Below are 26,331 nucleotides of genomic sequence, written 5' to 3' on the forward strand. Positions count from 1 at the left end.
CATCCATCTTACCTCATTACCCGTCCCAATCGTATTTTTCGAGATCGCGGTATGCTTTTCCTTTTATTATTTCTTTCTTCTTTGACGACTCGGAATCGACCCTGGTTTCATGAATATTATCTGCTACCTCGAAATGAAAATCTTTATCTTTTTTAGAATGGTAAATTGATACCTCATCTCCATCTGCTATCGCATAGTCATATGGCCCGCGGGCACTCATTAGTTTTACAAACACCGGTAAACACTCAAAAAAGATAAACAGTAGCCCGATAAAAGTAACCGCAATTGCCGTATTGTTATCCCGCGTGCCATCTACATTGAATTTAAGTTGCCCCAATGCCCAGTTGCGATCGGCAAAACCAGCAATATCAGATAAACTGTCTAACTGTTTTTTGGTGTATAGCTTTTCGGTAAACAGTCCATCAAATTCTTTGCGTTTATCTACAAAGCCTTCCGATTTATTGATGCTGGCTTTTAGCGAATCCAATTCTGCCGTGCGTTGCGTTATTTCGGCTTCCTTACGTTTGGCATATGGTCCATAGCCCATTACACCTGATGTTTCGGTGGTTTTATTTCCGAAGATCTCGAAATTAAGCTTTTGCCTATCTGCTTTAATTCCTTTCTCAAGTGAATCCCGAGTGGCTTTCTGCTGGTTTAACCTACCAAATTCTACCTGATATTTTTTCTCAAAGGCTTTGTTTAGCGTATCGATTTTAGCTCGCTGACCATTTAAGTAACTCACTTTCAGGCGTTCTTTAATTTCTTTATCGAAAATTTTAAGCTCTATTGGCCTCGAAATAACCATACCAATCATAATGGCCAACAGAATACGTGGGGTAGCCTGTAGCAACTGTTTATTGGTGCTCGCACTTTTATTGATGCTGGAGACGATGTATCGGTCCATGTTAAAGATGGCTGCTCCCCATAAAAAACCGAAAACAATGGCAAAAATTACAGCCATATCGTCGCCTTTAAACACAAAATACATGGCATAGCCTCCAGAAAGTGCGGCAAACAAGCCGGTAAAAAAGATGGTGGCGCCAATGCCAGTATATTTATTTTGTTCTGAAGGGTACTTTTCCAGCGTTGGGATGTGAGCGCCGGAACAAAACCAAAAGAAACGGTTCAGTTTGTCCATTTGTAACTATTTATATTTAAACGCCTAAGGGGTTCAGTTGTTACAGTTTTAAGCAAAATTTATGGCATTTTTTTGATGGCGAGTATAAAGCTGATTTTCCTATATTTGCATAAATACATTTTATAATGAAAGAAATATCGGTACAAGAACTAAAAGAGAAAATCGATAACAAAGAAGATTTTCAATTAATTGATGTTCGTGAAACATTCGAATATGAGGTTTCCAATCTTGAGGGCGAAAATATCCCATTGGGCGGAATCTTAATTGAGGCTGATAAGGTTGCGAAAGATAAACCGGTAATTATTCAGTGCCGGAGTGGAAAAAGAAGCGCCGCAGCAGTAATGCAGTTAGAGCAACAATACGGATTTGAAAATCTTTACAACTTAAAAGGCGGTATTTTAGCTTGGCAAGAGGCTTTTGACCCAAATATGCAAGTATATTAATGATAGAATGAATGAGTTTTGAATGAGTAAATGTTAATAGCATAATGCTTATTCAAAATTCATTTTATAATTCAGTCATTCAATCACTCTCTAACTCAATCATTTCTACCGTGGGTAAAAAATTTGCTTTAAACATCTTCTATAACCTGGCCATTATCCTTTCTGTTTTTGGACTGGTTTGGTGTTACAATAATCATAAATACCTTCCAGCTGGTTTTTTGGTAGGTACAACGGCTTGTTTGTTCTACTTTAAGTATCAGCTTACTAAAGACATCAGAAAAAGTTTTAAAGAAAAAGATCAGAAGTAGTAATTTAATGATAGAAAGACTGAATTTTGAATGAGTAAATGTGTAATTCTTCAAGATTCAAACATCTTTTCCTCCTCCTTCAATCATGACTATCATTTCTACGCTGCCTACGGAAAAAGATCGGAAGAAATACCTGATAAGCCTAAACCTGGCAGATTTTTTAAGATATACTTCCCATTTTCGAAAGCTGGATCAGTAAATGGATTATTCTTGGTGAGCCACGGCCCATCCAAATCGGCCCAGTTACATAAAGGAGCCAAAGCCGCGGCAGCCAAAGTAGCGCAACTGGTTTCGCTCATACACCCGATGAGCACTTTCATCCCAAATGAACGGGCCTTTAAAATCATCTGATGCCCTTCGTACATGCCACAACTTTTCATCAGTTTTACATTGATTCCATGATAAGCGCCTTTCAATTTATCCATGTCAGCCAAACGCTGTACAGCTTCGTCAGCAAGCAATGGAATAGGGCTGCGTTCGGTTAGCCAGGCATTTCCATCAAGATTGTTCTTATCCATAGGTTGCTCAATTAATACCACACCCTGGTTATGAAGCCAATAAATGAAGTCAACGGCTTTAATCTTATCTACCCAGCCCTGGTTTGCATCTACATATAAAGGTACATTGGTCATGCTTCTGATCGTTTCGATAATTTCCTGATCGTTATCTCTTCCCAATTTAACTTTAATTACTTTAAAAGCTTCAGCATCTTTCAGTTTTTCTCGGATAACCTCAGGGGTATCAATACCAATAGTATAAGAAGTTACCGGCATTTTAGCTGGGTCTGCACCATAAATCTCATAGCAAGGTTTATTTAACAGTTTCCCTCGAATATCGTTAAGCGCAATATCAATAGCAGCTTTAATCGCTGGCTGGCCAGGCGCAAGGCTATCTAAATAGGCAATAATTTCTTTGAAATCGAACGGATATTGAATTTTATCCCAATCTATAAGGTTCAGAAAAGCTGTTGCACTTCCATAACTCTCACCCATATAAGGCACCATAGATGCCTCGCCATAACCGGTTACACCTTTATGTTCTATCCTTAACAACATTAAGGGTGTGCTGGTGCGGGTAAATTTCGATATCGAAAAAGTATGTTTTAATTCTAGTTCAAATTGCCTGCAACTAATTTTCATTATCAATCGTCTACTAAATAAATGAGGTAATTATCGTGTTACGAATTATCTTTGTTTATTAACATAACGCCATCGCCATGAAAAACAGCTCAAGATTACGGTATTTTATTTATTTATCCTTCATAATTATTGGAGGATGTACCACAGGAAAAAATGCCTTACAAAAAGGTGATTACGATGCATCTGTTGAAAAATCGGTAAGCAGGCTACAAAACTCACCCAAAAACAGCGAAGCCATGCAAGTATTAAAAATGGCTTACGATTTAGCTTTGAAAGATCATTTACGGAAAATTGAGGAAGCTAAAATGTCTAACGATCTATTCAGGTGGGAATCGGTGATGTATGATTATCAAAAAATCAATCAATTGGCAGATGACATCAATAGCTGTCCGGCATGTTTGGTCATTATTCCAAAACCTTCGAAATACATCAGGGAACTAGCTGATAGCAAATATAACGCTGCTGTTGCAAGGTATAATTCTGGTATGGGCTACATGATCGAAAATAACCGTAAAGCGGCAAAAAAGGCATATTATGAATTTGAGAAAGTGATCAATCTTCAACCCGATTATAAAGATGTAAAAGCTAAAATGGAAGATGCTTATTGGGCGGCCGTTACGAAAGTTGTGGTACAACCAATTTTGATAAACAGTAATACATACAAATTGAGCGGCGATTATTTCCAACAGCAGATTGATCAGTACATCGCAAAATACTCAAGAAACAAGTTTGTTATTTTTTATGGTGAAGCGCAGGCTACGGAGCAAAAAATTGTTCCCGATCAGGTACTGAGCTTAAACTTCGACGATTTTGTGGTAGGCCAAACCTATGTAAAAGAAAGGGTTGAAAAGCTAGAACGCGACAGTATAGTAATTGGTGAAACACGAGACAAAAAGCCAGTTTATGGTAAAGTAAAAGCTACTTTGAGCATTTTCGAAAAGAATATTTCGTCGTCAGGATTATTGGATATGAGCATTACCGATTGGAAAACTAGAAAATTGGTTCACCAACAGAAATTTCCCGGAACTTATGTGTGGAGAGACAGTTGGGCCAGTTATAAGGGCGACGATAGGGCCTTGACTAAACAACAATTGGCTATTACCAAAAGGAAGGAGCAATTACCGCCTCCGCCAAATGCTTTGTTTTTAGAATTTACTAAACCCATATACAACCAGCTGGTTGATGATATCAGTTATTATTATAACAATTACTAGATTTCACTATATTAAAGGATATAACAGAGCAATGTATTTGGTTAGGTTTATGATTGGGTAAAATATCCTTCCAGTACTTGTAATGCAACTTCGTGAAGGCACTATTGACAGAATTCAATATTATCGGTTGATGTCTTAACGACCGACGTTAACGGCTTATTTTAGAAAATAGGGGAACTGTGGTTCTTGGCGGTATGCAGTCCCGCCACTCCCAATAGCTCCGATGAATCCCGATTTAAGATCGGATCGGAGACTGCCGCTGCTGTCGGATTTGGGAACAAAGGTTATGCACCTTACAACCCCAATATGAAATGCTGCCGAAGCCAATAGCCCTGACTGAAGCGTTACCCTGCAGCAACGAGGTACGAGGCAGCGAAGCGTAAAAGCAAAAGACAGGAACACCCTCACCCATTTTACAAAGGCCTTGCGCTCCAAATAAAGACTTATCATCAAGATAAATAATACCGTTACAGACTGAGGTGGTTGTAATCCCTGCGTTAAAATAAAACATCATTACACAGCACTAAAAATATAATGGCTAATATTGCAGTGATGAATACCGGCTTATACAATCCTTTCCAAAACTTCGATTTTTTATATAAAACCTGTTTTTTAAGTGGAAAAACATTTAATTCTCCTGTTATTCAGGTGCCTTTGCTTCCAAATTGGTTGTTGGAACAGGCAGGTTTAAGTGGCGAAGAGCAGATCCAGTTTTTGGATGAGAGTATCCGTTCGTACAATACGTTGGTTATCCCGGTAAATACCGAGATCAACGTGCAGTTTTTAAATCCGCTGGAAGATAAAATTGAAGCTGCTTTTGCAATAGGTTATGATGCGGTATCCGCATTGCCAGAACTGGACCTGTTTAACTGGATCGGCAAATTTTTATATGGCTTTGTATATATCGAAATGCATTCAGCACTACGTAAAGAAATGACTGCCGATGGCTTAAACATGTCGCAATCGCTGATGATGAAATTTGCCAACCTGAATTTCATGATGCAAAACCTGTATACCAGCCTGGAGTTTGAAGATTTCACACCATGGTCTATCACGGTAGTAAAACTCGAAAACGGAGAAACACCATTCAGTTTCCGTGATGAGATTAACACTTTAACCTTCTCATTAAAAATGAAAGATTTTGGGATCATCGCCTGTTTACAGGATAATGGCACCAATAAACGCTACCATCAGGACATCATTAATGAGATAAAAGGAAAAGCCTTAACAGCCGAGCAATTTGAAGAGCTGAGCGCCCGCTTTTATTATTCAGCCTACCTTTTTAACCGCTTGCCCGAATATACCTTTATGCCTGTAGAAGGCACCATTTATATTGAAGCGATGCCTTTGCGTGGCAACATGACCAAACCACTTTTTGATGTTTGGCAACATAAAATATATGCGCAGGTATTGGAAAATTTCTGGAAACCCTGGGGATACGTGGTGTTTGAAATTATTAAAAACCCTGACGAGCCGATGAGTTTTTTCGAGAAACCTTGTTTACCTACTGCGGGGTAATAATGAACCCGTCACCCTGAATTCATTTAAGGGTCTACCTGCTGGAAAGATGCTGACCACGTAGTAGCTACAAAACAATTGAAAATACTAGTTCTGCTTGTAAAATAAATTCAGCATGACGATCGCGGGGAACGGCTTGGGCTAACATTAAATGTTAACACTACCTTCCTCCCGTTAACACGGCGATAAAGTTCTGTAGAATACCTGGCACGAAGATAATCGTAAATATCAATCCGGTTAAGGCCCCAAAAAAGTGTGCATCATGATTGATATGATCCCTTGAATTGCGGGAAGCATAAGCACAATAAACTAAATATATAATCCCAAAAACTACGGCAGGAATCCCGATCGGGATAAACATGATATAAATTTTAGACATTGGATTATATAAAATATAACTAAAAAGTACCGCGCTGATTGCCCCTGAGGCACCAAGGCTATTATAATTAAAGTTATCTTTATGTTTGATCACCGTTGGCAGATCGCTCAGTACCAAACCCAAAAAATAAAGCAATCCAAATCGCCAGCTCCCCATCATACTTTCGAGTGCAAAGGCAAAAGCGTAAAAGGTAAACATGTTAAAAAACAGGTGCATCCAATCGGCGTGTACAAGTCCGCTGGTAATTAAGGTATAAATATTCTGCCCTTTAGAAACACTAAAAGGATGCAGCATAAACTTTCCATAAATCGAATGATCATAGAAAGCGTATAGACTGGTAATAATGGTAAAAACAAAAATTACGGAGGCAACTGGTGCTATATTGAAGTATTCCATTTGGGTTTATTTTAAATCCAGTTTTACATCTGTAACCAAACGTGCAACGGGATATCTGTTGTGTGTTTTTTCGTAATAATCAGAATTTTTATACACAAAATCAAGTTGTGCGGCATCATTCTTTGCAAATTCGGGGTCGGCCAACTTTTTGGCTTCCAGTTTACTTTTTAAATCAGGGTTGTTTTTTAGCAGTTCTGCGGCCGTATCTTCAAAAACATAGGCCGAATAGTGCTCTTTCATATCTAAAATAGAATCGAAAAAATTCCAGTTGAAATAAGAATCTGTAGCTTGGGGTTCTAAAGTTTCTATAATATACCGGTTACTTGGCTGGTTTACATAAACCACATAATCGCCAGCATAATATTGCAGCTTTTGTGGAACAGCATTGACTGCTACAGCGGAGTGCAGGTAATGACCTTCATATGGGCGGCTCACCGTTTTAAAATCGCCGATATAATAACTGTCGACAGCAATTATCTGATCGCTTTTTAGTTCGCTGACTTTAACCTGATTTAGTTTAAGCAGGGAAATTACGCGATCCCAGGCTTTCGGAATGATGTAGGCCACAGGCTTTTGAACAGACAATGAAGGTTCATACTTGTTCCATTCTTTAATGGTTTTAGTGTAAGGTTTGTTACGATCGTAGTATAAACGATCAGCGCCGCTCACCGCGCTGGGTTTTTGGCCGGCTTCAAAGCCTTTAAAAGTGATATCGTTAACCTCGTTTTTATTCAATTTCCATGCTAAAGGAAATTCTTTTTGTACAGCCACAAATTCGTCTGCCTTTTTCTTATTCTCCCCAATTACTTTGGCATCCCGTTCTACAACCTGAATATAGGTTTGCAAAAGCTTGTAGGTAGCATCAACACGTAAATCGTACGATTTTAACATATGTGTTTCGGGCATAAAACCGATGGTATTGTGCAGTGTGGTGTAACCAGTTGAGTAACGCGGTGATTCGATAAAACCTGTTATCCCGGTTTCAGGGGTTTCGCCTATTGAGTTTACATAAGGAATCATCGGGTAACCCAGCTTTTCCATACCTGCATATAGATCAGGCACTAAAGTTTTGGTTAAATAATCAGAAAGTATAGGGTTTAGCTTATCTTTTTGTGTGGGGATAAGCGTCATTACATATTGATAATCGGCCCCATTGCTGGTGTGCGTATCTACAAATATTTCAGGTTGCCAGGTATTAAAAATGAGTTGAAATGTTGCTGAATTTTTCGAATCGGTTTTAATGAAATCGCGGTTCAGATCGAGATTTTTACTATTGCCCCTAAAACCATATGCAATTGGCCCATTCTGGTTCGCCCTTGATGCTCCACTACGGTTAAAACTGCCATCTATATTGTAAAGTGGAATGATGCAGATGACCACATCTTTTGGCAGTTTACCGGCTTTAAGCAAATCGCGGGCCAGCATCATCGACGCGTCTATACCTTCAGGTTCGCCCGGGTGAATGCCATTATTGATCAATAAAATTCTTTTACTTTGTTTCCTGATCTGTACCGGATCAAAAACCCGGTCATGTGATAAAACCAATAAGTGTAAAGGTTTACCAAAATCTGTACGCCCATAGGTTAGTAGTTTGGCTTCGGGGTATGTTTTAGCCAGTTTTTCATAGTAAGATACTGCTTCAGTGTATGTTGTGGTTGCTGTTTTTCCGCTTAACTCAAAAGGTGTTTCTTGTGCGATCGCTTTTAGCCTTATTAATAGCGAACACAACACAAAGAGTTTTCTCATACCTTAAAGCTAAAAAACGAAATACGGTTATTAAAGTGTTTTACGATAAGTTTTAATATTACCCAACATGTACTTAAAACCTATGGTATAGGTATTATAAACATCGGGTGAGAAGTTTTTAAATTTGGTATTCAAATCGTTATAGCCATCAAGCCCTTCGCCAAAAGTAAAGGTCGATTGCGCATTGAAATTGATGATATATCGCATATAACCGTAGCCGTCATTAATATAATAGTTAAAACCCAGGTTTAAGGGCACCAATAGGTTCAAGCTCTTATCTTCGCCCGGAAATGGCCCATAACCTGGATTAGAAGCGGCCCAGCTCGGTTTATACCTTACGATATCAGTAATATTATTATTGACTACACCTATGCCAAGGCCTACATACAAACCTCTGATGTTATATAAAAATTCACTTTGATAATAGTCTACTACCTGGCCAAGCATCAATTTTACATTGGCGCTAAGCGCTGTATATTTATTTACAAACTGACGGTTATTAGGATCTGTTTCTATGTCTCCTCCTTGAATCCTACCGTACTGCCCCTCTAAACCGAGGGTTACAAATGGAGTGATATGAAAATCGAATGTGCCATAAGTTGTATATCCAAAACTTCCTTCTTTTACATCGGTGTAAGAATTGTTTATTCCTCCTCCAAAGCCGAGCGACATATTAAAATAATTGGATTGGGCAAAACAAAAACTTCCTGTAAAGACAAGCAGAAGAGTTAGATAAGCAGCTTTAAGCAAATTAAAAATCATATCATTTTTTTACAAAAATAAAATGATTATCCAATATATATAACTTTTACCTTTGAATTATGATCACATATACCAACTTTAATAAATCTCTTGAGCAGCGGTTTATAAAATATGCTAAAATTGATACCCAATCCGATCCGAGCTCTCCTACCTGCCCGTCAACCCCAAAACAAAAGAACTTAGGTAAGGTATTGGTTCAGGAATTGTTAGAAACAGGCATTTCAGAAGCTGAAATGGATGACAATGGTTATGTGTACGCTACCATCCCATCAAATACAAACAAGCAGATACCCGTGATTTTCTTCTGTTCGCACATGGATACCTCGCCTGATTGTAGCGGTGAAAATGTTAAACCGATTATTCATGATAATTATCAAGGACAAGACTTGATTCTGCCAGACGACCACCATATTGTAATCAAACTTTCCGAGCACAAAGACCTAAAACATCAGATTGGCAACGATATTATTACCGCAAGCGGAACAACTTTATTGGGGGCCGATAATAAGGCCGGGTTAGCTGAAATTATGGAAGCGGCTACCTTTTTAATGAAAAATCCCGAGGTAAAACATGGAACCATCAAACTTCTTTTTACGCCTGATGAAGAAATAGGCAGGGGTGTAGACAAAGCTGATTTAAAGAAGTTAGGAGCCGATTTTGGTTATACCATTGACGGGGAAACACTCGGCTCTATTGAAGATGAAACTTTTTCTGCGGATGGGGCCACCCTTAAAATTTATGGCGTGAGTACGCATCCCGGCTTTGCAAAAGGAAAGATGGAAAGTGCAATTAAGATCCTCGCCGAAATTTTAGATGCACTGCCAAAAGACACCCTTACGCCAGAGGCTACACACCAAAAAGAAGGATTTATCCATCCGGTAAGTATAAACGGACAGGTAGAAGAAGCAGAAGCACAATTTATCATCAGGGATTTTACCGATGAGAAATTAGCTGCACATGGTCAGTTTTTGGAAGAAACGGTAAAAAAGATAATGACCGGCTACCCAAAATCTACTTACAAGCTTAATATTAAAGCACAATACCGCAACATGAAACAGGTTTTAGATCAGCATCCTAAAATTGTACAATATGGTATTGAGGCCATTGAAAGAGCTGGCGTAGTACCTAAACAACAAAGTATCCGTGGTGGAACCGATGGCTCGCGACTTTCTTATATGGGTTTACCATGTCCTAACATTTTTGCCGGAGAACATGCCTTTCATAGCAAACAAGAATGGGTAAGCGTACAGGATATGGAAAAAGCGGTACAAACCATTATAAATATTGCTTGTATCTGGGAGGAGCGTGGTTAGTCTGAAGTTACAGGTTTTAAATCTCAAGTCTTGAGCTAATTCAGTCTAATGATTTCCCCCTTATTTAAAAAAGATAACTTCAAAGCACAAATTTTGCTAATTTTAACTTGTAATGATAACTCTCGAAAACGATTATATAAAAGTTAGCCTGGCGGCTAAAGGCGCAGAACTTCAAGGTTTATTTAGTAAAGAAACCAAGATTGAATATGTATGGAATGCCAACCCAAAGTATTGGGCAAAACATAGCCCGGTATTATTTCCCATTGTTGGCTCATTAAAAAACAACAGTTTTATTTACCAGGGTAAAAATTACGAACTACCCCGTCATGGTTTTGCCCGGGATCATGTTTTTAATTTCGAAAAAATAAGTGAAAGCGAGGGGCTTTTTACCTTAACTCAAAGCGAAGATACTTTAAAAGTATATCCTTTCTATTTTGAGTTGAAACTGAGGTATCAATTAATAGACAGAAAGTTAAATTTAACTTACGAGGTAAGAAACACTGGTACGAGCGAGCTTCTATTCTCTATTGGTGCACATCCGGCATTTGCAGTACCCAATACGCCAGATACTGTTTACGAAGATTATTACCTGGCCTTTAATGCTGACGAAAAATTAACCTTCTGGAAACTGGAAGATGGTCTGGTGGCCGACGAAACCAAAAATATTGAGCTTAAGGCACATCAGCTGAAGCTTACTCATGAACTGTTTTATAACGACGCGCTGGTTTTTAAAAACCTGCAAAGCAACTGCATTAGTTTATTGAACACTAAAAATGATTATGGCCTGCATTTCCATTTTGAAGATTTTCCATTCTTTGGAATATGGGCGGCAATCGATGCGCCGTTTGTGTGTTTAGAACCTTGGTGCGGAGTCGCTGATAGTGTTAACCACAACCAGGAGTTATCACACAAAGAGGGTATAATAAAACTTGATGCAGGCAAAAACTGGTCGCGGTTTTGGGAAGTGGAGTGTTTTTAAAGTGGTTCCGATTCCAGGAAATATTCTTTTAAACGATAAAAAAAAATAATCGGTATTAATATTTCTGACCAAACATTGGAGCACTTCATCTTTCAAAAATAGTTCAAATATGATCATATTTGGTCGCTAATCAATTTAATAAATAAGGTAACCACTTGTTAATCATAAAGATAACCTACTCAAAGTTTCCCTGGTTACCCCGAGATAAGATGCAATAAGGGTTTTAGGGATTCTTTTCTGTAAAGTTGGATATTGGTTCTGCCATTGCTTGTAACGCTCGCCGGCATTGTTGCTGAGTAAAGCCAATACGCGTTTTTGCAAAGCCATGTTGCCAGTTGTATACTTTTTTCTGAAAAAATACTCCATTTTGCGAGAGGAAGCGCAGAGCTTTTCCTTATTTTCAAAAGAGATAGAAAGTGTTTCGGTATCTTCTATACAATCTACATTTAAAGTGGCAGGCATGCCGGTATTGAAAGCATTTGGATCAGAAAACCACCATTCTTCCATGGCCAGCTGCAAAATATATTCTTTTCCTTCATGGTCGGTATAAGAAGATTTTACAATGCCCTTTAATACAAAATGTTCCTGACTGGCCGTATCACCTGCCTGGATAATATACTGGTGCTTTTTGTATTTCCGCCTGGTAAAAAAAGATGCAGCATGCTCAAATTCTTCATCTGTTAAACAAACGATCTGATGGATGTGCGCTCTTAAAAAATCTAATTCCATGTTTCTGATGCAAACAAATGTACTATTTATTCAAGATTTTTAAACCTGATAGACTTGCTTTGACCAAATATTTGCGTGATAATCATCACACTAAAATAGTGATGTATGTCCTTTACTAAAAATTTTCCCTACATTATGTTTGCAGCACACAACATACAAAACACACAAATGAAACTTAAATCACTTGCCACCATTGCGATACTATTGTCTTTATTGAGTATAAAAACCTATGCCCAGAGTTTAACCAAAATGAACTGGTTTAACGAACCTGAAAAATGGGAAATTAAGGATAAAAATACTTTTAGCATGTTTGTACCTGCCAAAACCGATTATTGGAGGATATCGCATTATGGTTTTACAGTTGATGATGCGCCTTTTTATTATGCTACTTACGGTGGCGAATTCGAGGTAAAAGTGAAAATTACAGGAAATTACGTAACCACATTTGATCAGATGGGACTGATGCTCCGCATTAACGAGGAGGAATGGATTAAAGCTGGTGTTGAATTTGTAAATGGGAAGCAGAACGTAAGTGCGGTGGTAACGCATAAAACCAGCGATTGGAGTGTGGTAGAACTGGAAAAAGCACCGGCATCCATCTGGATGAAAGCGGTTAGGAAACTGGATGCCGTTGAGATTTTCTATTCATTTGACGATAAAAAATATACCATGCTGCGCACCTGTTATTTTAAAGATAATGCACCTGTAATGGTGGGTTTGGTAGCCGCCTGTCCGGATGGTAAAGGCTTTAACGCCACCTTTGAGAATTTTAAGGTTACAACCACACCTGATCAGCGCAGGCTGGATTGGGCAAAAAAACAACAGAATTGATCTGGTTTTTAATAATGTGGTCATCATTTAGAGCGTAGTGAAGAGATCTTTTAACATAATTAAAAGATCTCTCCATTTTACTTCGCTCCATCCGATAGCGATCGGATCGAGATGACGATTTTTCTATTGGAACCACTCCATAATAGCTAATTTCAAGGACAGCGATTATCACTAAATTCCAGCCAATGCCTCAACTAAATCCTTAAAGCCAGGTCTTTTCAAAGCTATCGTATCCAAACAGAAATCCCTAAGTTGGCTGATGCTTTTATAAACTTCTTCACTTACCCCTTCGTCTTTTAAAGAAAGTAAATCATCCAGGAGGTAACCATAGGCACTTACTTCAATCCGCTCCAACGCAGCAGCCGTTTTAGCGGTATTATCGTAAAAACTTGCTGCACCAAAATCGCCGAACAACGTACTGCCTTCATCATCAACCAAGGTATTGTGTGCATATAAATCGCCATGCATAATGCCGGCCTCATGTAATTGAGCTGATAGTGATGCAATGGTTTTGGCAATGCCAATAATCTGTTTTTCGGAAAGTTTTCTATCTGGAGGAAAAACATCCCTGGTACAGCTTTCTAAACTTGGTGGATTGCCAAGATTGTAAAAATGAAGGGGAATCAGATCCATCACCAATCCCTTTTTTTCATCAGGATGGTGTGCAATCTGCCCGATGAGGTTAACCAAACCGGGGTGGTAACCTGCAGCAATGTAGGCTGTCATTTCATCTTCAGGCAAGCCATCGCTGGTAACATTTCCTTTAAATATTTTAACCGCTACCTCCTGGGTTTCATCGCCAATGGTTCTATTGGCTTTAGAAATGACGCCAGATGCACCCTCACCCAACAAATGGCTAATCTCTAAATCGTGCCAGTTGATCAATGAAAGTGTTTCAACAGCAGGTGTTTTGCTAAAATTATTCCCCGAAAATGCAATCCAGGATAGTTTAGGCAGTTGTGTAATCCACTGTGGCAATTCATGCAATTTATTTGCGGCAATGCGCAATAAACTCAAATGCTGGCAATTGCTCAATTCTTCAGGCAGTGTTGATAAACGGTTACCCGATAACATCAGCTTTTGCAACCGCGTACACAGACCAATTTCTTTGGGTAATTCGGCAACGTTGTTATTGGTTAAAATCAGCCATCGGAGATTAGTATTTAGCGATTTAGCAGGCACGGATGTGATCAGGTTGGATTTAAAACCCACAATATCAAGCAAAGGGCAGTCGGCTAATTGCTCAGGCATAACAGTAAAAAGGTTCTCAGAGCAAAAGAAAATCTTCAGTTTCTTTAAACGGCCAAAATCTGCAGGCAAAGTGCTCAGCTTATTAAAAGAAAGATCCAGTACTTCCAATGTATCGGCCAAATCGAATATTTCTATAGGGAATTCTGTTAAATTTTCGGAAAGTTTTAACGATACCGATCCTTTAAGTTGTCCGCTTTGTAGTGCTAACAGGCTTTGCATAGATGTACTGGGTTTAATAATCGGAGACGAAGATAAGGGATTTGGCTTGGAGTTTCTGGCAGAAGCAGGAGTGATAACGTTGCTAAGCGAAAATTTAGGCTTCCAATTCCCTCAATTGTCAATCCTGAGTATCACTAAGGATCTTTATCTTTCAGTTAAGTTTATCTCGAATGCTCTTCCTACGTTTCAGAAAGATAAAAATTCTAATACAGTGATAAACTATGTTATTGATTTGAGATATAGATTTTATCTATATCATTTTTTATTTGCATTAAAAATTTAATCGCATATATTTACAAAAAACTTTAGGGGTGCCTACGTGCTGAGAAATACCCTTTGAACCTGATGCAGTTAGTACTGCCGAAGGGAAAAGTGAAAGCAATATTATATTGCTGTCTTTTCGATCTCCATTTTGGGGCAATCTCTACAGTTTTTCCAAATTTTTTAAATATGGAAGTAACTATAAACAATCAAAACTACCAACTTAACGAGTCTTGTTCTATCGAACAGATGCTGGCTGCCGTCATTTCAGCAGAAACAAATGGCCTGGCCATAGCGGTTAACCAAACCATCATTTCCAAATCTGCTTGGGACACATATGTGCTGAGCCCGGGCGATCAGGTTATACTCATTAAAGCCACTCAAGGGGGGTAAATAGAAGGATTGAATGATGGGATGGGGATACTTACATTCAAAAATTCATTCAATCACTCATTCCTTCATTTCCCCTTCACTCAATCACTCATTCTCTCCTTCAAACATTTCAAAATGAAAACAGAAAAAACACCAAATCAGGAAGTCATCAGCCGCAGTCCATTTCCAGCCTCACGCAAAATATTTGTACCCGGCAACATCCACAATATCCAGGTGGCCATGCGTGAAATCAGCTTAATGGAAACCAAAATCCACAATGGCTTTGGTTTAACCGAGCCGAATCCGCCTGTAACAGTTTACGATACCAGTGGTCCTTACACCGATCCAGATGCTGATATTGATGTAAGGAAAGGACTTCCGCGATTAAGGGAACAATGGATTAAAGACAGGCTTGATGTAGAAGAACTTCCTCAATTATCTTCTGTTTACGGGCAACAACGCCTAGCCGATGAAAAACTGGATGCCTTACGCTTTAATTTTATCAAAAAACCATACAAGGCGAAAGCTGGCGCCAATGTATCGCAAATGCATTATGCCAAAAAGGGAATCATTACCGCCGAAATGGAATACATTGCCATTAGGGAAAACCAACAGATCGAACTGCTGAATGCGCAATTGGGTGGGCAGCATGAGGTAATGAACCACCAGCATAAAGGCAATAGTTTTGGTGCCAATACCCCAAGAGGATATATTACACCAGAATTTGTTAGAGATGAAGTAGCAGCCGGACGTGCAGTAATTCCTTGCAACATTAACCACCCTGAACTCGAACCGATGATTATCGGTCGCAATTTCCTCGTGAAAATCAATGCCAATATTGGTAATTCAGCGGTTACTTCTACCATCGAAGAAGAAGTAGAAAAAGCGGTATGGGCCTGCCGTTGGGGTGCCGATACCATTATGGACCTTTCTACTGGAAAAAACATTCATGAAACCCGCGAGTGGATTATCCGCAATTCGCCAGTGCCCATTGGTACCGTTCCCATCTATCAGGCCCTTGAAAAAGTAAATGGAAAAGCGGAAGACCTGACCTGGGAAATTTTCCGCGATACTTTAATTGAGCAGGCCGAGCAGGGGGTAGATTATTTTACCATCCACGCGGGTGTGCTGCTTCGTTATGTGCCTTTAACAGCCAAAAGAATTACCGGTATTGTTTCGCGTGGCGGATCGATCATGGCCAAATGGTGCCTGGCCCACCATAAAGAAAATTTCCTTTATACTCATTTTGAAGAGATTTGTGAAATTATGAAAGCTTATGATGTGGCTTTTTCTTTAGGCGATGGTTTAAGACCGGGCTGTATAGCAGATGCAAACGATGCCGCACAGTTTTCGGAACTTGAAACTCTTGGCGAACTAACCAAAATTGCGTGGAAACATGATGTACAAACCATTATCGAAGGGCCTGGTCATGTGCCCATGCACCTGATTAAAGCCAATATGGAAAAACAGCTGGAACATTGCGCAGAAGCACCATTCTATACTTTGGGCCCATTAACTACCGATATTGCACCGGGTTACGACCATATTACTTCGGCTATCGGCGCTGCCATGATCGGCTGGTACGGAACAGCCATGCTCTGTTATGTTACCCCTAAAGAACATTTGGGCCTGCCAAACAAAAAAGACGTTAAAGATGGTGTAATAACCTATAAAATTGCGGCTCATGCGGCCGATCTGGCCAAAGGACACCCTGGTGCACAATACCGGGATAATGCTTTAAGTAAAGCAAGGTTCGAGTTTAGATGGGAAGACCAGTTTAATCTCTCGCTTGATCCGGATACAGCAAAAGAGTTTCATGACGAAACCCTGCCGGCAGATGGCGCTAAGATTGCCCATTTCTGCTCCATGTGCGGGCCGAATTTCTGCTCGATGAAAATTACCCAGGATGTACGTGAGTATGCTGCACAACAGGGTGTAGAAGCAGATGAAGCTTTAGCGAAAGGCATGCAGGAAAAATCAAAAGAATTTACTAAAAACGGAAGTGAAATTTATTCCTAAGCCATTATGGAACTGATTGTGATCGCCAGGCCCACCTTTTTTAAAGCAGAATGCCATCTCGTCAACCAGCTTTTCGAAGCCGGTTTAAGCGTTTTCCATTTGCGTAAACCAGCGGCAGACGAGTCTGCACACCGTAAATTTATGGATGGTATTTTACCCGAATACCATCCACGCATTGCCTTACATCATTTCCATGTATTGGCTAACGATTACCATATGAAAAGAATCCACCATACCGAAAGTTTCAGAAAAGAAAGAGATAATGAGATATGGCCAGCAGATAAGGTTTTGAGCACCTCTCTTCATCAACTGGCAGATCTGCAACAGATTCATCAATATGATTATAGTTTCTTTAGCCCTGTATTCAATAGCTTTTCTAAACCCGGTTATAAAGGCGTTATTCCACCCGACTTCCGCCTGGAAAAACAGCAAGGCATGCCAAAAATTATTGCCCTTGGCGGCATCGGTTTAGCCGAAATAGATAAGGTTAAAAGGATGAATTTCGATGGTATTGCCCTACTGGGCAGTATCTGGAGCGATCCTTCACAGGCACTAACTATTTTTAAAAAAGCCCAGGCCAAATGCCAGGCTTAACCCTAAAATTTAACCATAGCAATATGATAGCGCCCCTACAATATATCTCGCAAGCCCCTAAAACAGGCACTCATATCGATGCCATTGAAGCAGTACTTCAAGCTGGCGGAAAGTGGATCCAGCTCCGCATCAAACACCAGGCCGAAACCGAGATCCTGCCTTTCGCAAAAGCAGCACAGGCCTTATGCGAAAATTATGGTGCCAAACTGATCATAAATGATTATCCGCATCTGGCAAAAGCCGTAAATAGTTATGGCGTGCATTTAGGCCTGCAGGATATGCCAATTTCCGAAGCCAGAAAAATTATCGGCAAACACCAGATCATCGGCGGTACCGCGAATACTTTCGAACATATCCGGCAAAGGGTAGCCGAAGGAGCAGATTACATTGGCCTTGGCCCTTTCCGGTTTACCAGAACCAAGGAAAACCTTAGTCCCATTGTAGGTTTGGAAGGTTACCAGACGTTAATGGAAAAAGTAAGGAAAGCTGGAATCAGTACCCCCATTATTGCCATTGGCGGTATTGAAGCAGCTGATATTCCGGCTATACTTGAAACCGGAATTTACGGAATTGCCCTCTCAGCAGCACTCACCAATCAAATCCAAACTTCATTCGTGTTAGCAGAAATCAATAGTAAAATTCATCATGCATTCGCTTTAAAATCATAAATATGTTAACCATTGCAGATCAAACCTTTAGCTCACGCCTTTTTACCGGTACAGGAAAATTTTCTTCTGCCAGAGAGATGGAAAATGTCTTAATCGCCTCGGCCTCCGAACTCGTGACCTTAGCCCTTAAACGTGTTGATTTAAAAGGCAAAGATGACGATATCCTCCAGCACCTTCAACATCCGCATATTAACTTATTGCCCAATACTTCAGGGGTGCGTAATGCAAAAGAGGCCGTTTTTGCCGCTCAATTGGCACGCGAAGCTTTAGAAACCAACTGGATCAAGCTGGAAATCCATCCGGATCCCAAATACCTTATGCCTGATCCGATCGAAACGTTAAAAGCAACAGCAGAACTGGTTAAACTTGGTTTTGTGGTATTGCCTTACATCCACGCCGATCCTGTTTTATGCAAGCGGTTAGAAGATGTGGGAACCGCAGCTGTAATGCCATTAGGATCGCCAATTGGCAGTAATAAAGGTTTAAGAACCATCGATTTTTTAGAGATTATCATCAGCCAGAGCAGGGTGCCTGTAATTATCGATGCAGGTATTGGTGCACCATCCGATGCGGCCAAAGCCATGGAAATAGGGGCCGATGCCGTTTTGGTGAATACTGCGATTGCCATTGCCAAAAACCCGACTAATATGGCCATAGCATTTAAACTGGCTGTTGAATCCGGAAGAATGGCCTTCGAATCTAAACTGGGCAGCCAGCAACATGCTGCCGCAGCAAGCAGTCCACTAACCACATTTCTTGATGAGTAGTTTTAACAGGGTATTCGAATCCCACAGTTGGGACGATACCAAAGCCAGTATTTACGACAAAACCGCTGCCGATGTAGAAAGCGCTTTAAACAATCAGCAACGAACGCTGGAAGATTTTAAAGCATTGATCTCCCCAGCGGCATTGCCCTATCTCGAAGATATGGCGCAGATTAGCCAGCGCTTAACCTTAGACAGATTTGGCCGAACCATCCAAATGTATATTCCACTTTACCTTTCTAATGAATGCAACAACATCTGTACCTATTGTGGCTTCAGTTACGATAATAAAGTGCGGCGCAGAACGCTCAACCCAATAGAAATTATGCAGGAAGTGGCCGTAATTAAAGGCATGGGTTACGAACATGTGCTTTTAGTAACGGGCGAAGCCAATCAAACGGTGCATACCGATTATTTTAAAAAAGTACTGGATCTGATCAGCCCGCATTTTGCCCATATAGCCATGGAGGTACAGCCTTTAGATGTGGAAGATTATGAAACACTTATTCCACATGGCTTAAATACGGTACTGGTTTACCAGGAAACGTACCATCAGGACGATTATCGCAAACACCACCCCAAAGGTAAAAAAGCTAACTTTTTATACCGCTTAGAAACCCCCGACCGGCTGGGGCAAGCTGGTATCCATAAAATGGGGCTTGGCGTACTCATCGGACTGGAAGACTGGAGAACTGATTCATTTTTTACGGCCCTACATCTATCCTACCTCGAAAAACAGTATTGGCAAAGTAAATTCAGTATCTCCTTTCCAAGATTACGCCCATTTAGTGGCGGTCTGGAACCTAAGGTAGTGATGAATGATAAGGAATTGGTACAGCTGATCTGTGCCTACCGTCTATTTAACAGCGAAGTAGAGCTATCTATCTCTACCCGCGAAACGGAGACTTTCAGGAACCATATTATTAAACTGGGGATCACGGCCATTAGTGCGGGTTCTAAAACCAATCCAGGCGGTTACGAAGTAGCGCCACAATCGTTGGAGCAGTTTGAAATATCTGATGAACGTTCGCCACAGGAGATTGCCGCCATGATCAGAAAACAAGGTTACGAACCCATCTGGAAAGATTGGGACAGGAGTTTAATCCATCAATAATGTTAACTAAAGCAGAATTAAACCGCTACAACCGGCAAATGATCTTGCCTGAACTCGGCCTGGACGGGCAGGAAAAACTGAAAGCCGCCAAAGTATTGGTTATTGGTGCCGGCGGTTTAGGCTGCCCCGTATTGCAATATTTGGCTGCAGCCGGCATCGGAACAATCGGAATTGTAGATGATGACCTGGTGGAGTTAAGCAACCTGCACCGTCAGATTTTGTATAACCATACCGATATCGGCTTATCCAAATCAAAAACCGCCGCAGCGAAACTTGAACTGCTTAATCCGCATGTAGGTTTCAGGGCTTATCACGAACGTTTTACACCTGATCACGCAACATCCATTTGCCGTGATTATGATTTGATAGTTGATTGTTCGGATAATTTTACAACCCGTTATTTGGTGAACGACACCTGTGTAAGTTTAGGAAAAACACTCATTTTTGGCTCTATTTTACAGTTTGAAGGTCAGGTTGCTGTATTTAACCACAATGGTGGCCCAAGTTACAGAGATCTTTATCCTGCATCGCCGATGGAGAACATCAACTGTGTGGAAGGTGGTGTCATCGGCATCCTGCCCGGAATAATTGGTTTATACATGGCCAATGAAGTGATCAAACTGATCTGTGGCATCGGCGAAACCCTTTCAGGAAAATTAATGACCATTGATGCGCTGAACAATATCGTATCTGTATTCAAAATTGCACCCGAAAAAAAGACCGCAACAATCAAAACCGAAGCTAAAACCATAAACGAAATTGATAAGACAATTTTGGATCAATGGCTTTCGGAATGTCCTGACGAAATTTTCCTGATCGATGTACGAGAAGATTACGAACATGAAGAAGACAATATTGGCGGGGTAAATATATCCCTTTACGAATTAACTAATTCGCTCGATTATATTCCCAAAAACAAAAAAGTGGTGTGCTATTGCCAAACCGGGCAAAGGAGCAAAATGGCGGTGCAGTTGCTAAGGGGTGTTTATGATGGCAAAGTGTATAGTTTGAAAGGAGGTGTTAGTTAAGTTGTTTATTGGTCATTAATGATTACCTGGCAAGGTTAATCGGTTAATATGCGTTGCGCCTAAAGCTAAGTGAAGAGAATACCAAGCTAGATAATTATCTTAATATTCTTAACCTCTTAATGGTGAAAACATCTTTTGTAAACCAACTCCAAACCCCAACTCTCGACTGCACTTAAATGATCTTATATTTCTTATATGGTAAAAACCCAAAAACGGCTCAATCTTTGTTCCTACCGATGCTTAAATTTCATAAGGAAAACCCATTTAGATCATGAACAAATTACAAGCACTATCCCAAAAATCAAGATTCGCTTTTTTAATCGGCTTTACACTTTTTTTCTCCTCATGCTCAGAAACGCCTGAACGTTTCTTCGACATCGCCATCCTGAACACCAACATGATCAATAATTTTGCCACTGCAGATCTAGCCGGTCATATCGACGATGAATCAAAAGAATACCCTGATATTCCATCCAGTAAAAAGAAAGGCAACGAAGCTGCCACCAGCGTTAACAATAAAATATTATACCTGGAGCAATCGCTGGATAAAGTGAAAAAACTTTCGGCTTCGGGAGAAGAAGAAAAAGAAATTAAAGCCCTCTCCCAGCAATTATATGAGCTCGTTATCCCGGTGTATAAAAACGAATATCTTGCTTACGCTAAACTGTGTGATGGTAAAGGCAGCCAGGCCGCTAAAGACGAAATGATTAAAAACATTGATGAAAAATACGGCGCTCGTTTTGAGCAAAACTTTAATGCCTTAATGGAAAAAGGCAAAGTTTATGCACAACAACATAATATCCAGGTAAACTGGGGACAATAAACTAAGAATATATGGTTTAATTCAGGGTGAAATACTTGGATTAAACCATTTTAATGTCCAAAACTCCCTACCAATTTTCCCAGATGCTACGTATTGGTAGCCTGCAGCTCATTGCCGTGAAATTCTGGTATTTCTTCTTTCTCAGTCTCAGTTTCTATTTCTTTTATAGCTGGCTTAACTTCTTTCTCCAGCTTACTCACCGCAAAACCGCAGAGCCCTGTAAAAAAAGCGGCACATATAAACCATACTAAACGGGTAAGCATATACCTGTCATTAGAAGTATATTTGGTTAAAATATTATTAGTGAGTGGCTTTAATACTCTTTGTAAATCTTGAGGATACGCACCGCTATAGGTAAAAAACTCATGATCCTTTCCATGCCCTTTATACCATACTTTTCCAATCGAGTAGCTTGTCAGCGTATCGGGCAGATTAATTTTTCTTTGACTCGTTAACGTTTGAACATTTAAAGGAATTATTGCTGAACCAACATTTTGTTTTTCATCTTTAATCGGCTCATAGTGATCTTCATCCCAGTACATAAATTTCTCATCTGAGTTGGCCTTCCGAACTGTTATAGCACGACGTTCCCAAAACGCAAAAGAAGCGGTAACAACAAGTAATAGAATGATGCAGGAGATGGTGATATAAGCTTGGGTAAATTTTGGCACATAAACTGGTGCCTTAGGTTGTTTAGGGTCGGGCTTTGTGGTATCCTTATCAGGCGGAGTTGGAGGAGGAAAAAGATCATCTATGGGTATCCCACCAATTTTAAGTGCTTTTTCAGTACTTGAATAATAGTAAGAACTTCTAGGTCTAGGTTCCAAATCTATTAACCATGCTAAAAGATTACTATTTCTCTCATCTGTTGTCTCTGTTTCACCTTTGATGTGCTTACAAAGAGCTCTGTAGTCGTCAGGCTCTGAATCATCTATAACTTTTCGAAAATTATCGCATTTCATTTTGTCCACTTTGAAGAACGTCGAAAGGATATCGATATCATTTGGATTATTTCTGCTGTCATAAACCTTTAAACAAGCCTTTCTCAATCTGGTAGTAGTTTCTTCAGGCAAAATTTCATGCAGCTTCCCTTTATTCTTCATCTTTTTATAGGCAGCCAATACTATGTCTTGATAATCTTCAGGCATTTTTCAAAAAATTTGATGTAAAAGTAAAAATGGAATTCTTGGAATCTTTACGGGTTTCCGGAATTCCTTGGAATTTAAAAAGAATTCTTTAGAATCTTTGGAATTATCTGAAAACTAGCAGTTTGAAGCTTGGATATTTGTCCCAACAATTAATTCAAGCAACGATTCAAACTATAATCCAAGCAAAGAACTAAATGTTAAAAACGAGTAGACATCGCGGTCGTTAGTAGCCGGTTTGGGAAGCAGTTATTAGCTCCCGCGACAGACACTCAACACTTCCCAAAAATTTCAGAAGGCCTTCTGAATACCAAAATGCAGAAAGGCCCGCGGACGTGTCGCGGGTACTCTGCGCAGTATTCACACTTTAAATTTTTGAGTAATGTTTTTACCTCTTTTTATTGCCATATTACTTGGCCTGGCAACGCCTACAAATACAAATAACAATTGCGGCCACAACGGTGGTACAGTAACGACTAATAGTGACACATCAGGTGATCTTGGTAACCCAGACACCCCCCCTCCAGGTGATGGTACCGGCGGAGATACAGGAAATAATCCTCCTAGATAATGGATTTAAAAAGCGGGTAAATTTTGCCCGCTTTTTTTTTAAATTAGAGGATTAAATAAAAAAGCATTGAAAAAACTAATAACGCCTCTTCTCTTATTATTGCTTTTATCCTGCAATAAAGAAATTTCCAAAAAAAAAGTTAACAATACCAATCCAAACTACGAGAAAGCTTGGTACTTCTTTGATCATAGTATACCAGACAGCAGTTTCATTTATTTTAATAAAGCAAGAGAAGATTTTTCGAATACAAATGATAGTATTGGAATTGCCAAATGCCTGATAAACATGGCAATCATTAGTGGCGATCAAAATGATTATTTTGGAAGCCAAGAAATGTCATTGTCTGCAATTAAATACCTCAATGTTGCCGATAGTTCAGAACGAGAAATCCTTTCAACAAATTATAATAATTTAGGAAAAGTTGCTCATCAGCTTAACAACTACGCAGAAGCAGATACATTTTACTTAAAGTCGATTAAACTAGCCATTAAAGAAAAATCCAAAATTATATATATAGGTAACCTTGCGATAAATTTATCAGATCAAAAAAGATTTCCTGAAGCATTATCTTATTTTGAGAAGATATTAACGAATAAAGAACTCACTCAAGACAGTACTGTTTTTCCCCGTATATTAACTAATATGTCGTTGACAAGATGGCGTCAAAATCCGCAATATAATCCCGTACCTAGATTTTTAAAAGCACTTAATATCCGTGAAAAGAAAGATGATCTGTGGGGGCAAAATTCTAGCTACGCACATCTTGCGGATTATTATATCGAGAAACGATCGGATTCGGCACTTTTCTATACCCATAAAATGTATAGTGTAGCCAAAAAAATAAAAAGCCCTGATGATCAATTACAGGCTTTGCAAAAACTTGTAAAGTTAACCCCAACAAATGAATCCAAGTTTTTTTTCAGTATCTATCAAAAACTGAACGATAGCATTCAGTTTGCCCGGAATACAGCGAAAAACCAATTCGCACTAATCCGCTACGAAACTGAAAAAAGCAAAGCCGACAACCTGGTGCTCCAAAAAGATAATGATGGTAAAAGATACCAGATTATTATACTCTTAATCGGCATTCTTTTGTTGGTTATCGTTGGTATACTCTGGTACAAAAAAAGAAAACAAAAGATAGAATTAAAAGCTAAAAACGCTATTCGAGAAAACCAGCTCCAAACTTCGAAAAAGGTACATGATAAAGTGGCCAATAAAATTTATAGGGTAATGTCGGAAGTGGAGAATAAGGATGATTTAAACAAAGACCACTTACTCGATCAATTAGAATATATTTATAACACCTCAAGAGATATTTCTTATGAAATCACTGAAAATAGACAGATCAAAACATTTAGTCAACAGCTTTCTGATCTATTTTCCGCTTATATTTCTAATACACGTTTAATAGAGGTAATTGATAATGAGGAAGAACTTTGGGCTAATGTTCAGGAAAAAACTAAAGGAGAAATCTTTATTGTTTTATTAGAGCTCATGAACAATATGAAAAAGCATAGTGGCGCCACGAGCGTCAAAATCGAGTTCAAAAGACAACAGAATATCATATCCGTACATTATCATGATAATGGGATAGGATTACGTCAAAAAATGACCTATAATAACGGGTTGACAAATACGGAAACCCGTATAAAAAATATTTCCGGCACCATTACTTTTGAAACCATGGACAAAAATGGTTTAGGGATTTTTATTTCTTTTCCAATTCATTAAACAAAAAATTATGTTTCAAAAAATATTAATTGCCGAAGATCATCAGGGAATGAATTATTCCATACAAATGACACTGGAAAAACTAGGTATTAAGCACGATTTAAAGAGCTACGTGTTTGATTGTGACAGTGCATTAAGCCGTATCCAGAAAGCCAAATCCGAAAACAACCCTTACGAACTCATCATTACAGATTTATCCTTTAATGAAGATTTTCCCAAGCAACAAATCACAAATGGTACACAATTAATAAAAGCAATAAAAGAAGTACAGCCTGATATAAAAGTAATCGTATTCTCTAGCGAAGGCAGACTGTCTGAGGCACAAGTTCTTTTTGAAAATTTTAATATAGATGGGTTTGTGCCAAAAGGACGCGGCGATGTTAAAGATTTAGAAAGTGCCATCCAAACTGTTTTTGCTAATAAAAAACATGTCTCACCCAACCTCAAAAAAACAATAAATGACAAGGTATATCACTTCGAAAAATTGGATATAGCCATTTTGAAATTACTAGCTGAAGGTGTGCCTCAGAAAATCATGAAAGAGCACTTACAAAAGATGGGCATTGAACCAAATAGCTTAAGCAGTGTTGAAAAACAATTAAAAAAAATGCGAGAAGGCCTTGATTTTCAGAATAACCCACAATTGATCGCCTATTGTATAGATCGAAAGATAATATAAAATATTGGCAAGACTTTAATTATTATCTGTTTCCTGTAAGGAACCATCAAAACATTCTCGTATAAATGAAGCAAATGTTATAAGCGTGAGCCAAGGAACCACTGAGTGCTCACATAAAAAGCAAACCCTTATGAATAATCGTAATGCCTTGGTAGGTTTTGTAGGTTGCATTAAGATTCCCGCATGCGCGAGAT

General features: G+C 39.3%; 25 protein-coding genes and 1 riboswitch. Of the genes, 17 read left to right on the forward strand and 8 right to left on the reverse strand.

Annotated features, from left to right (window positions below):
* Nucleotides 1–16: 16 nt before the first annotated feature.
* On the reverse strand, nucleotides 17–1,138 hold the full coding sequence (locus OQX63_RS12605; protein ID WP_265851223.1) for a DUF4407 domain-containing protein: 1,122 nt from the start codon (nucleotides 1,136–1,138) through the stop codon (nucleotides 17–19).
* 125 nt (nucleotides 1,139–1,263) lie between these two features.
* Here OQX63_RS12605 and OQX63_RS12610 point away from each other — a divergent pair, with 125 nt between their 5' ends.
* Both OQX63_RS12610 and OQX63_RS12615 read left to right on the forward strand, forming a co-directional pair.
* On the forward strand, nucleotides 1,264–1,581 hold the full coding sequence (locus tag OQX63_RS12610; protein WP_205057031.1) for a rhodanese-like domain-containing protein: 318 nt from the start codon (nucleotides 1,264–1,266) through the stop codon (nucleotides 1,579–1,581).
* Between the two features lie 44 nt (nucleotides 1,582–1,625).
* Nucleotides 1,626–1,889 carry a DUF6358 family protein gene (locus OQX63_RS12615; RefSeq protein ID WP_265851224.1) on the forward strand — a complete coding sequence of 88 codons (264 nt, stop codon included), beginning with the start codon at nucleotides 1,626–1,628 and terminating at the stop codon, nucleotides 1,887–1,889.
* A 107-nt stretch (nucleotides 1,890–1,996) separates the two neighbouring features.
* Here the strand turns inward: OQX63_RS12615 and OQX63_RS12620 are convergent, their stop codons facing one another.
* The gene (locus OQX63_RS12620; protein WP_265851225.1) at nucleotides 1,997–3,028 is read right to left on the reverse strand and encodes a dipeptide epimerase; all 1,032 of its coding nucleotides are present in this window, start codon (nucleotides 3,026–3,028) and stop codon (nucleotides 1,997–1,999) included.
* Between the two features lie 77 nt (nucleotides 3,029–3,105).
* On the opposite strand from OQX63_RS12620, the gene OQX63_RS12625 reads away from it, so the two are divergent.
* Both OQX63_RS12625 and OQX63_RS12630 read left to right on the forward strand, forming a co-directional pair.
* Nucleotides 3,106–4,242 carry a hypothetical protein gene (locus tag OQX63_RS12625; RefSeq protein ID WP_265851226.1) on the forward strand — a complete coding sequence of 379 codons (1,137 nt, stop codon included), beginning with the start codon at nucleotides 3,106–3,108 and terminating at the stop codon, nucleotides 4,240–4,242.
* A gap of 534 nt (nucleotides 4,243–4,776) precedes the next feature.
* Entirely contained in the window at nucleotides 4,777–5,760 is a 984-nt protein-coding gene (locus OQX63_RS12630) for a hypothetical protein (protein WP_265851227.1), read from the forward strand.
* Between the two features lie 160 nt (nucleotides 5,761–5,920).
* Here the strand turns inward: OQX63_RS12630 and OQX63_RS12635 are convergent, their stop codons facing one another.
* Genes OQX63_RS12635 through OQX63_RS12645 form a run of 3 tightly spaced genes read right to left on the reverse strand, consistent with a single transcriptional unit; the run spans nucleotide 5,921 to nucleotide 9,043 of the window.
* Nucleotides 5,921–6,535, reverse strand: a complete 615-nt coding sequence (locus tag OQX63_RS12635; RefSeq protein ID WP_265851228.1) for a rhomboid family intramembrane serine protease — start codon at nucleotides 6,533–6,535, stop codon at nucleotides 5,921–5,923.
* Nucleotides 6,536–6,541: 6 nt separating this feature from the next.
* Nucleotides 6,542–8,281, reverse strand: a complete 1,740-nt coding sequence (locus OQX63_RS12640) for a M14 family metallopeptidase (protein ID WP_265851229.1) — start codon at nucleotides 8,279–8,281, stop codon at nucleotides 6,542–6,544.
* A 30-nt stretch (nucleotides 8,282–8,311) separates the two neighbouring features.
* A complete protein-coding gene (locus OQX63_RS12645) occupies nucleotides 8,312–9,043 on the reverse strand; it encodes a hypothetical protein (RefSeq protein WP_265851230.1) in 732 nt (243 codons plus the stop codon).
* A gap of 59 nt (nucleotides 9,044–9,102) precedes the next feature.
* Here OQX63_RS12645 and pepT point away from each other — a divergent pair, with 59 nt between their 5' ends.
* Together pepT and OQX63_RS12655 are read left to right on the forward strand one after the other, a co-directional pair.
* A complete protein-coding gene (pepT, locus tag OQX63_RS12650; protein WP_265851231.1) occupies nucleotides 9,103–10,356 on the forward strand; it encodes a peptidase T in 1,254 nt (417 codons plus the stop codon).
* A gap of 112 nt (nucleotides 10,357–10,468) precedes the next feature.
* A complete protein-coding gene (locus OQX63_RS12655) occupies nucleotides 10,469–11,335 on the forward strand; it encodes an aldose 1-epimerase family protein (protein WP_265851232.1) in 867 nt (288 codons plus the stop codon).
* A 162-nt stretch (nucleotides 11,336–11,497) separates the two neighbouring features.
* Here the strand turns inward: OQX63_RS12655 and OQX63_RS12660 are convergent, their stop codons facing one another.
* Nucleotides 11,498–12,064 (reverse strand): Crp/Fnr family transcriptional regulator, encoded by a 567-nt coding sequence (locus OQX63_RS12660; protein ID WP_265851233.1) that lies wholly within the window; start codon nucleotides 12,062–12,064, stop codon nucleotides 11,498–11,500.
* Nucleotides 12,065–12,232: 168 nt separating this feature from the next.
* Between OQX63_RS12660 and OQX63_RS12665 the strand changes: the two genes are divergently transcribed.
* Nucleotides 12,233–12,895: a DUF1349 domain-containing protein gene (locus OQX63_RS12665; RefSeq protein ID WP_265851234.1), complete on the forward strand. Its 663-nt coding sequence runs from the start codon at nucleotides 12,233–12,235 to the stop codon at nucleotides 12,893–12,895.
* A gap of 171 nt (nucleotides 12,896–13,066) precedes the next feature.
* Here OQX63_RS12665 and OQX63_RS12670 read toward each other — a convergent pair whose 3' ends face one another.
* Entirely contained in the window at nucleotides 13,067–14,365 is a 1,299-nt protein-coding gene (locus OQX63_RS12670) for a leucine-rich repeat-containing protein kinase family protein (protein WP_265851235.1), read from the reverse strand.
* Nucleotides 14,366–14,662: 297 nt separating this feature from the next.
* Nucleotides 14,663–14,751: riboswitch (TPP riboswitch) on the forward strand.
* A 64-nt stretch (nucleotides 14,752–14,815) separates the two neighbouring features.
* Here OQX63_RS12670 and thiS point away from each other — a divergent pair.
* From thiS to OQX63_RS12710, 8 genes are all read left to right on the forward strand, one after another.
* Entirely contained in the window at nucleotides 14,816–15,019 is a 204-nt protein-coding gene (gene thiS, locus OQX63_RS12675) for a sulfur carrier protein ThiS (protein WP_265851236.1), read from the forward strand.
* 114 nt (nucleotides 15,020–15,133) lie between these two features.
* The gene (thiC, locus tag OQX63_RS12680) at nucleotides 15,134–17,017 is read left to right on the forward strand and encodes a phosphomethylpyrimidine synthase ThiC (RefSeq protein ID WP_265851237.1); all 1,884 of its coding nucleotides are present in this window, start codon (nucleotides 15,134–15,136) and stop codon (nucleotides 17,015–17,017) included.
* 6 nt (nucleotides 17,018–17,023) lie between these two features.
* A complete protein-coding gene (locus tag OQX63_RS12685; protein ID WP_265851238.1) occupies nucleotides 17,024–17,611 on the forward strand; it encodes a thiamine phosphate synthase in 588 nt (195 codons plus the stop codon).
* A gap of 23 nt (nucleotides 17,612–17,634) precedes the next feature.
* Nucleotides 17,635–18,279 (forward strand): thiamine phosphate synthase, encoded by a 645-nt coding sequence (locus OQX63_RS12690; protein ID WP_265851239.1) that lies wholly within the window; start codon nucleotides 17,635–17,637, stop codon nucleotides 18,277–18,279.
* A gap of 2 nt (nucleotides 18,280–18,281) precedes the next feature.
* A complete protein-coding gene (locus OQX63_RS12695) occupies nucleotides 18,282–19,046 on the forward strand; it encodes a thiazole synthase (protein ID WP_265851240.1) in 765 nt (254 codons plus the stop codon).
* Nucleotides 19,039–20,157 carry a 2-iminoacetate synthase ThiH gene (gene thiH / locus OQX63_RS12700; protein WP_265851241.1) on the forward strand — a complete coding sequence of 373 codons (1,119 nt, stop codon included), beginning with the start codon at nucleotides 19,039–19,041 and terminating at the stop codon, nucleotides 20,155–20,157. The genes OQX63_RS12695 and thiH overlap by 8 nt, the downstream gene beginning before the upstream one ends.
* Nucleotides 20,157–21,185 (forward strand): HesA/MoeB/ThiF family protein, encoded by a 1,029-nt coding sequence (moeB, locus tag OQX63_RS12705; protein ID WP_265851242.1) that lies wholly within the window; start codon nucleotides 20,157–20,159, stop codon nucleotides 21,183–21,185. Before thiH ends, moeB begins: the two co-directional genes overlap by 1 nt.
* A gap of 271 nt (nucleotides 21,186–21,456) precedes the next feature.
* Nucleotides 21,457–22,008 carry a hypothetical protein gene (locus tag OQX63_RS12710; RefSeq protein WP_265851243.1) on the forward strand — a complete coding sequence of 184 codons (552 nt, stop codon included), beginning with the start codon at nucleotides 21,457–21,459 and terminating at the stop codon, nucleotides 22,006–22,008.
* A gap of 86 nt (nucleotides 22,009–22,094) precedes the next feature.
* Here OQX63_RS12710 and OQX63_RS12715 read toward each other — a convergent pair whose 3' ends face one another.
* Nucleotides 22,095–23,156 (reverse strand): hypothetical protein, encoded by a 1,062-nt coding sequence (locus OQX63_RS12715; protein WP_265851244.1) that lies wholly within the window; start codon nucleotides 23,154–23,156, stop codon nucleotides 22,095–22,097.
* Nucleotides 23,157–23,790: 634 nt separating this feature from the next.
* Here OQX63_RS12715 and OQX63_RS12720 point away from each other — a divergent pair.
* Both OQX63_RS12720 and OQX63_RS12725 read left to right on the forward strand, forming a co-directional pair.
* Nucleotides 23,791–25,458: a tetratricopeptide repeat-containing sensor histidine kinase gene (locus OQX63_RS12720; protein ID WP_265851245.1), complete on the forward strand. Its 1,668-nt coding sequence runs from the start codon at nucleotides 23,791–23,793 to the stop codon at nucleotides 25,456–25,458.
* 10 nt (nucleotides 25,459–25,468) lie between these two features.
* Nucleotides 25,469–26,137 carry a response regulator gene (locus tag OQX63_RS12725; protein WP_265851246.1) on the forward strand — a complete coding sequence of 223 codons (669 nt, stop codon included), beginning with the start codon at nucleotides 25,469–25,471 and terminating at the stop codon, nucleotides 26,135–26,137.
* The last annotated feature ends 194 nt before the right edge of the window (nucleotides 26,138–26,331 follow it).

Source organism: Pedobacter sp. PF22-3, from assembly GCF_026239555.1.
Lineage (GTDB): Bacteria > Bacteroidota > Bacteroidia > Sphingobacteriales > Sphingobacteriaceae > Pedobacter.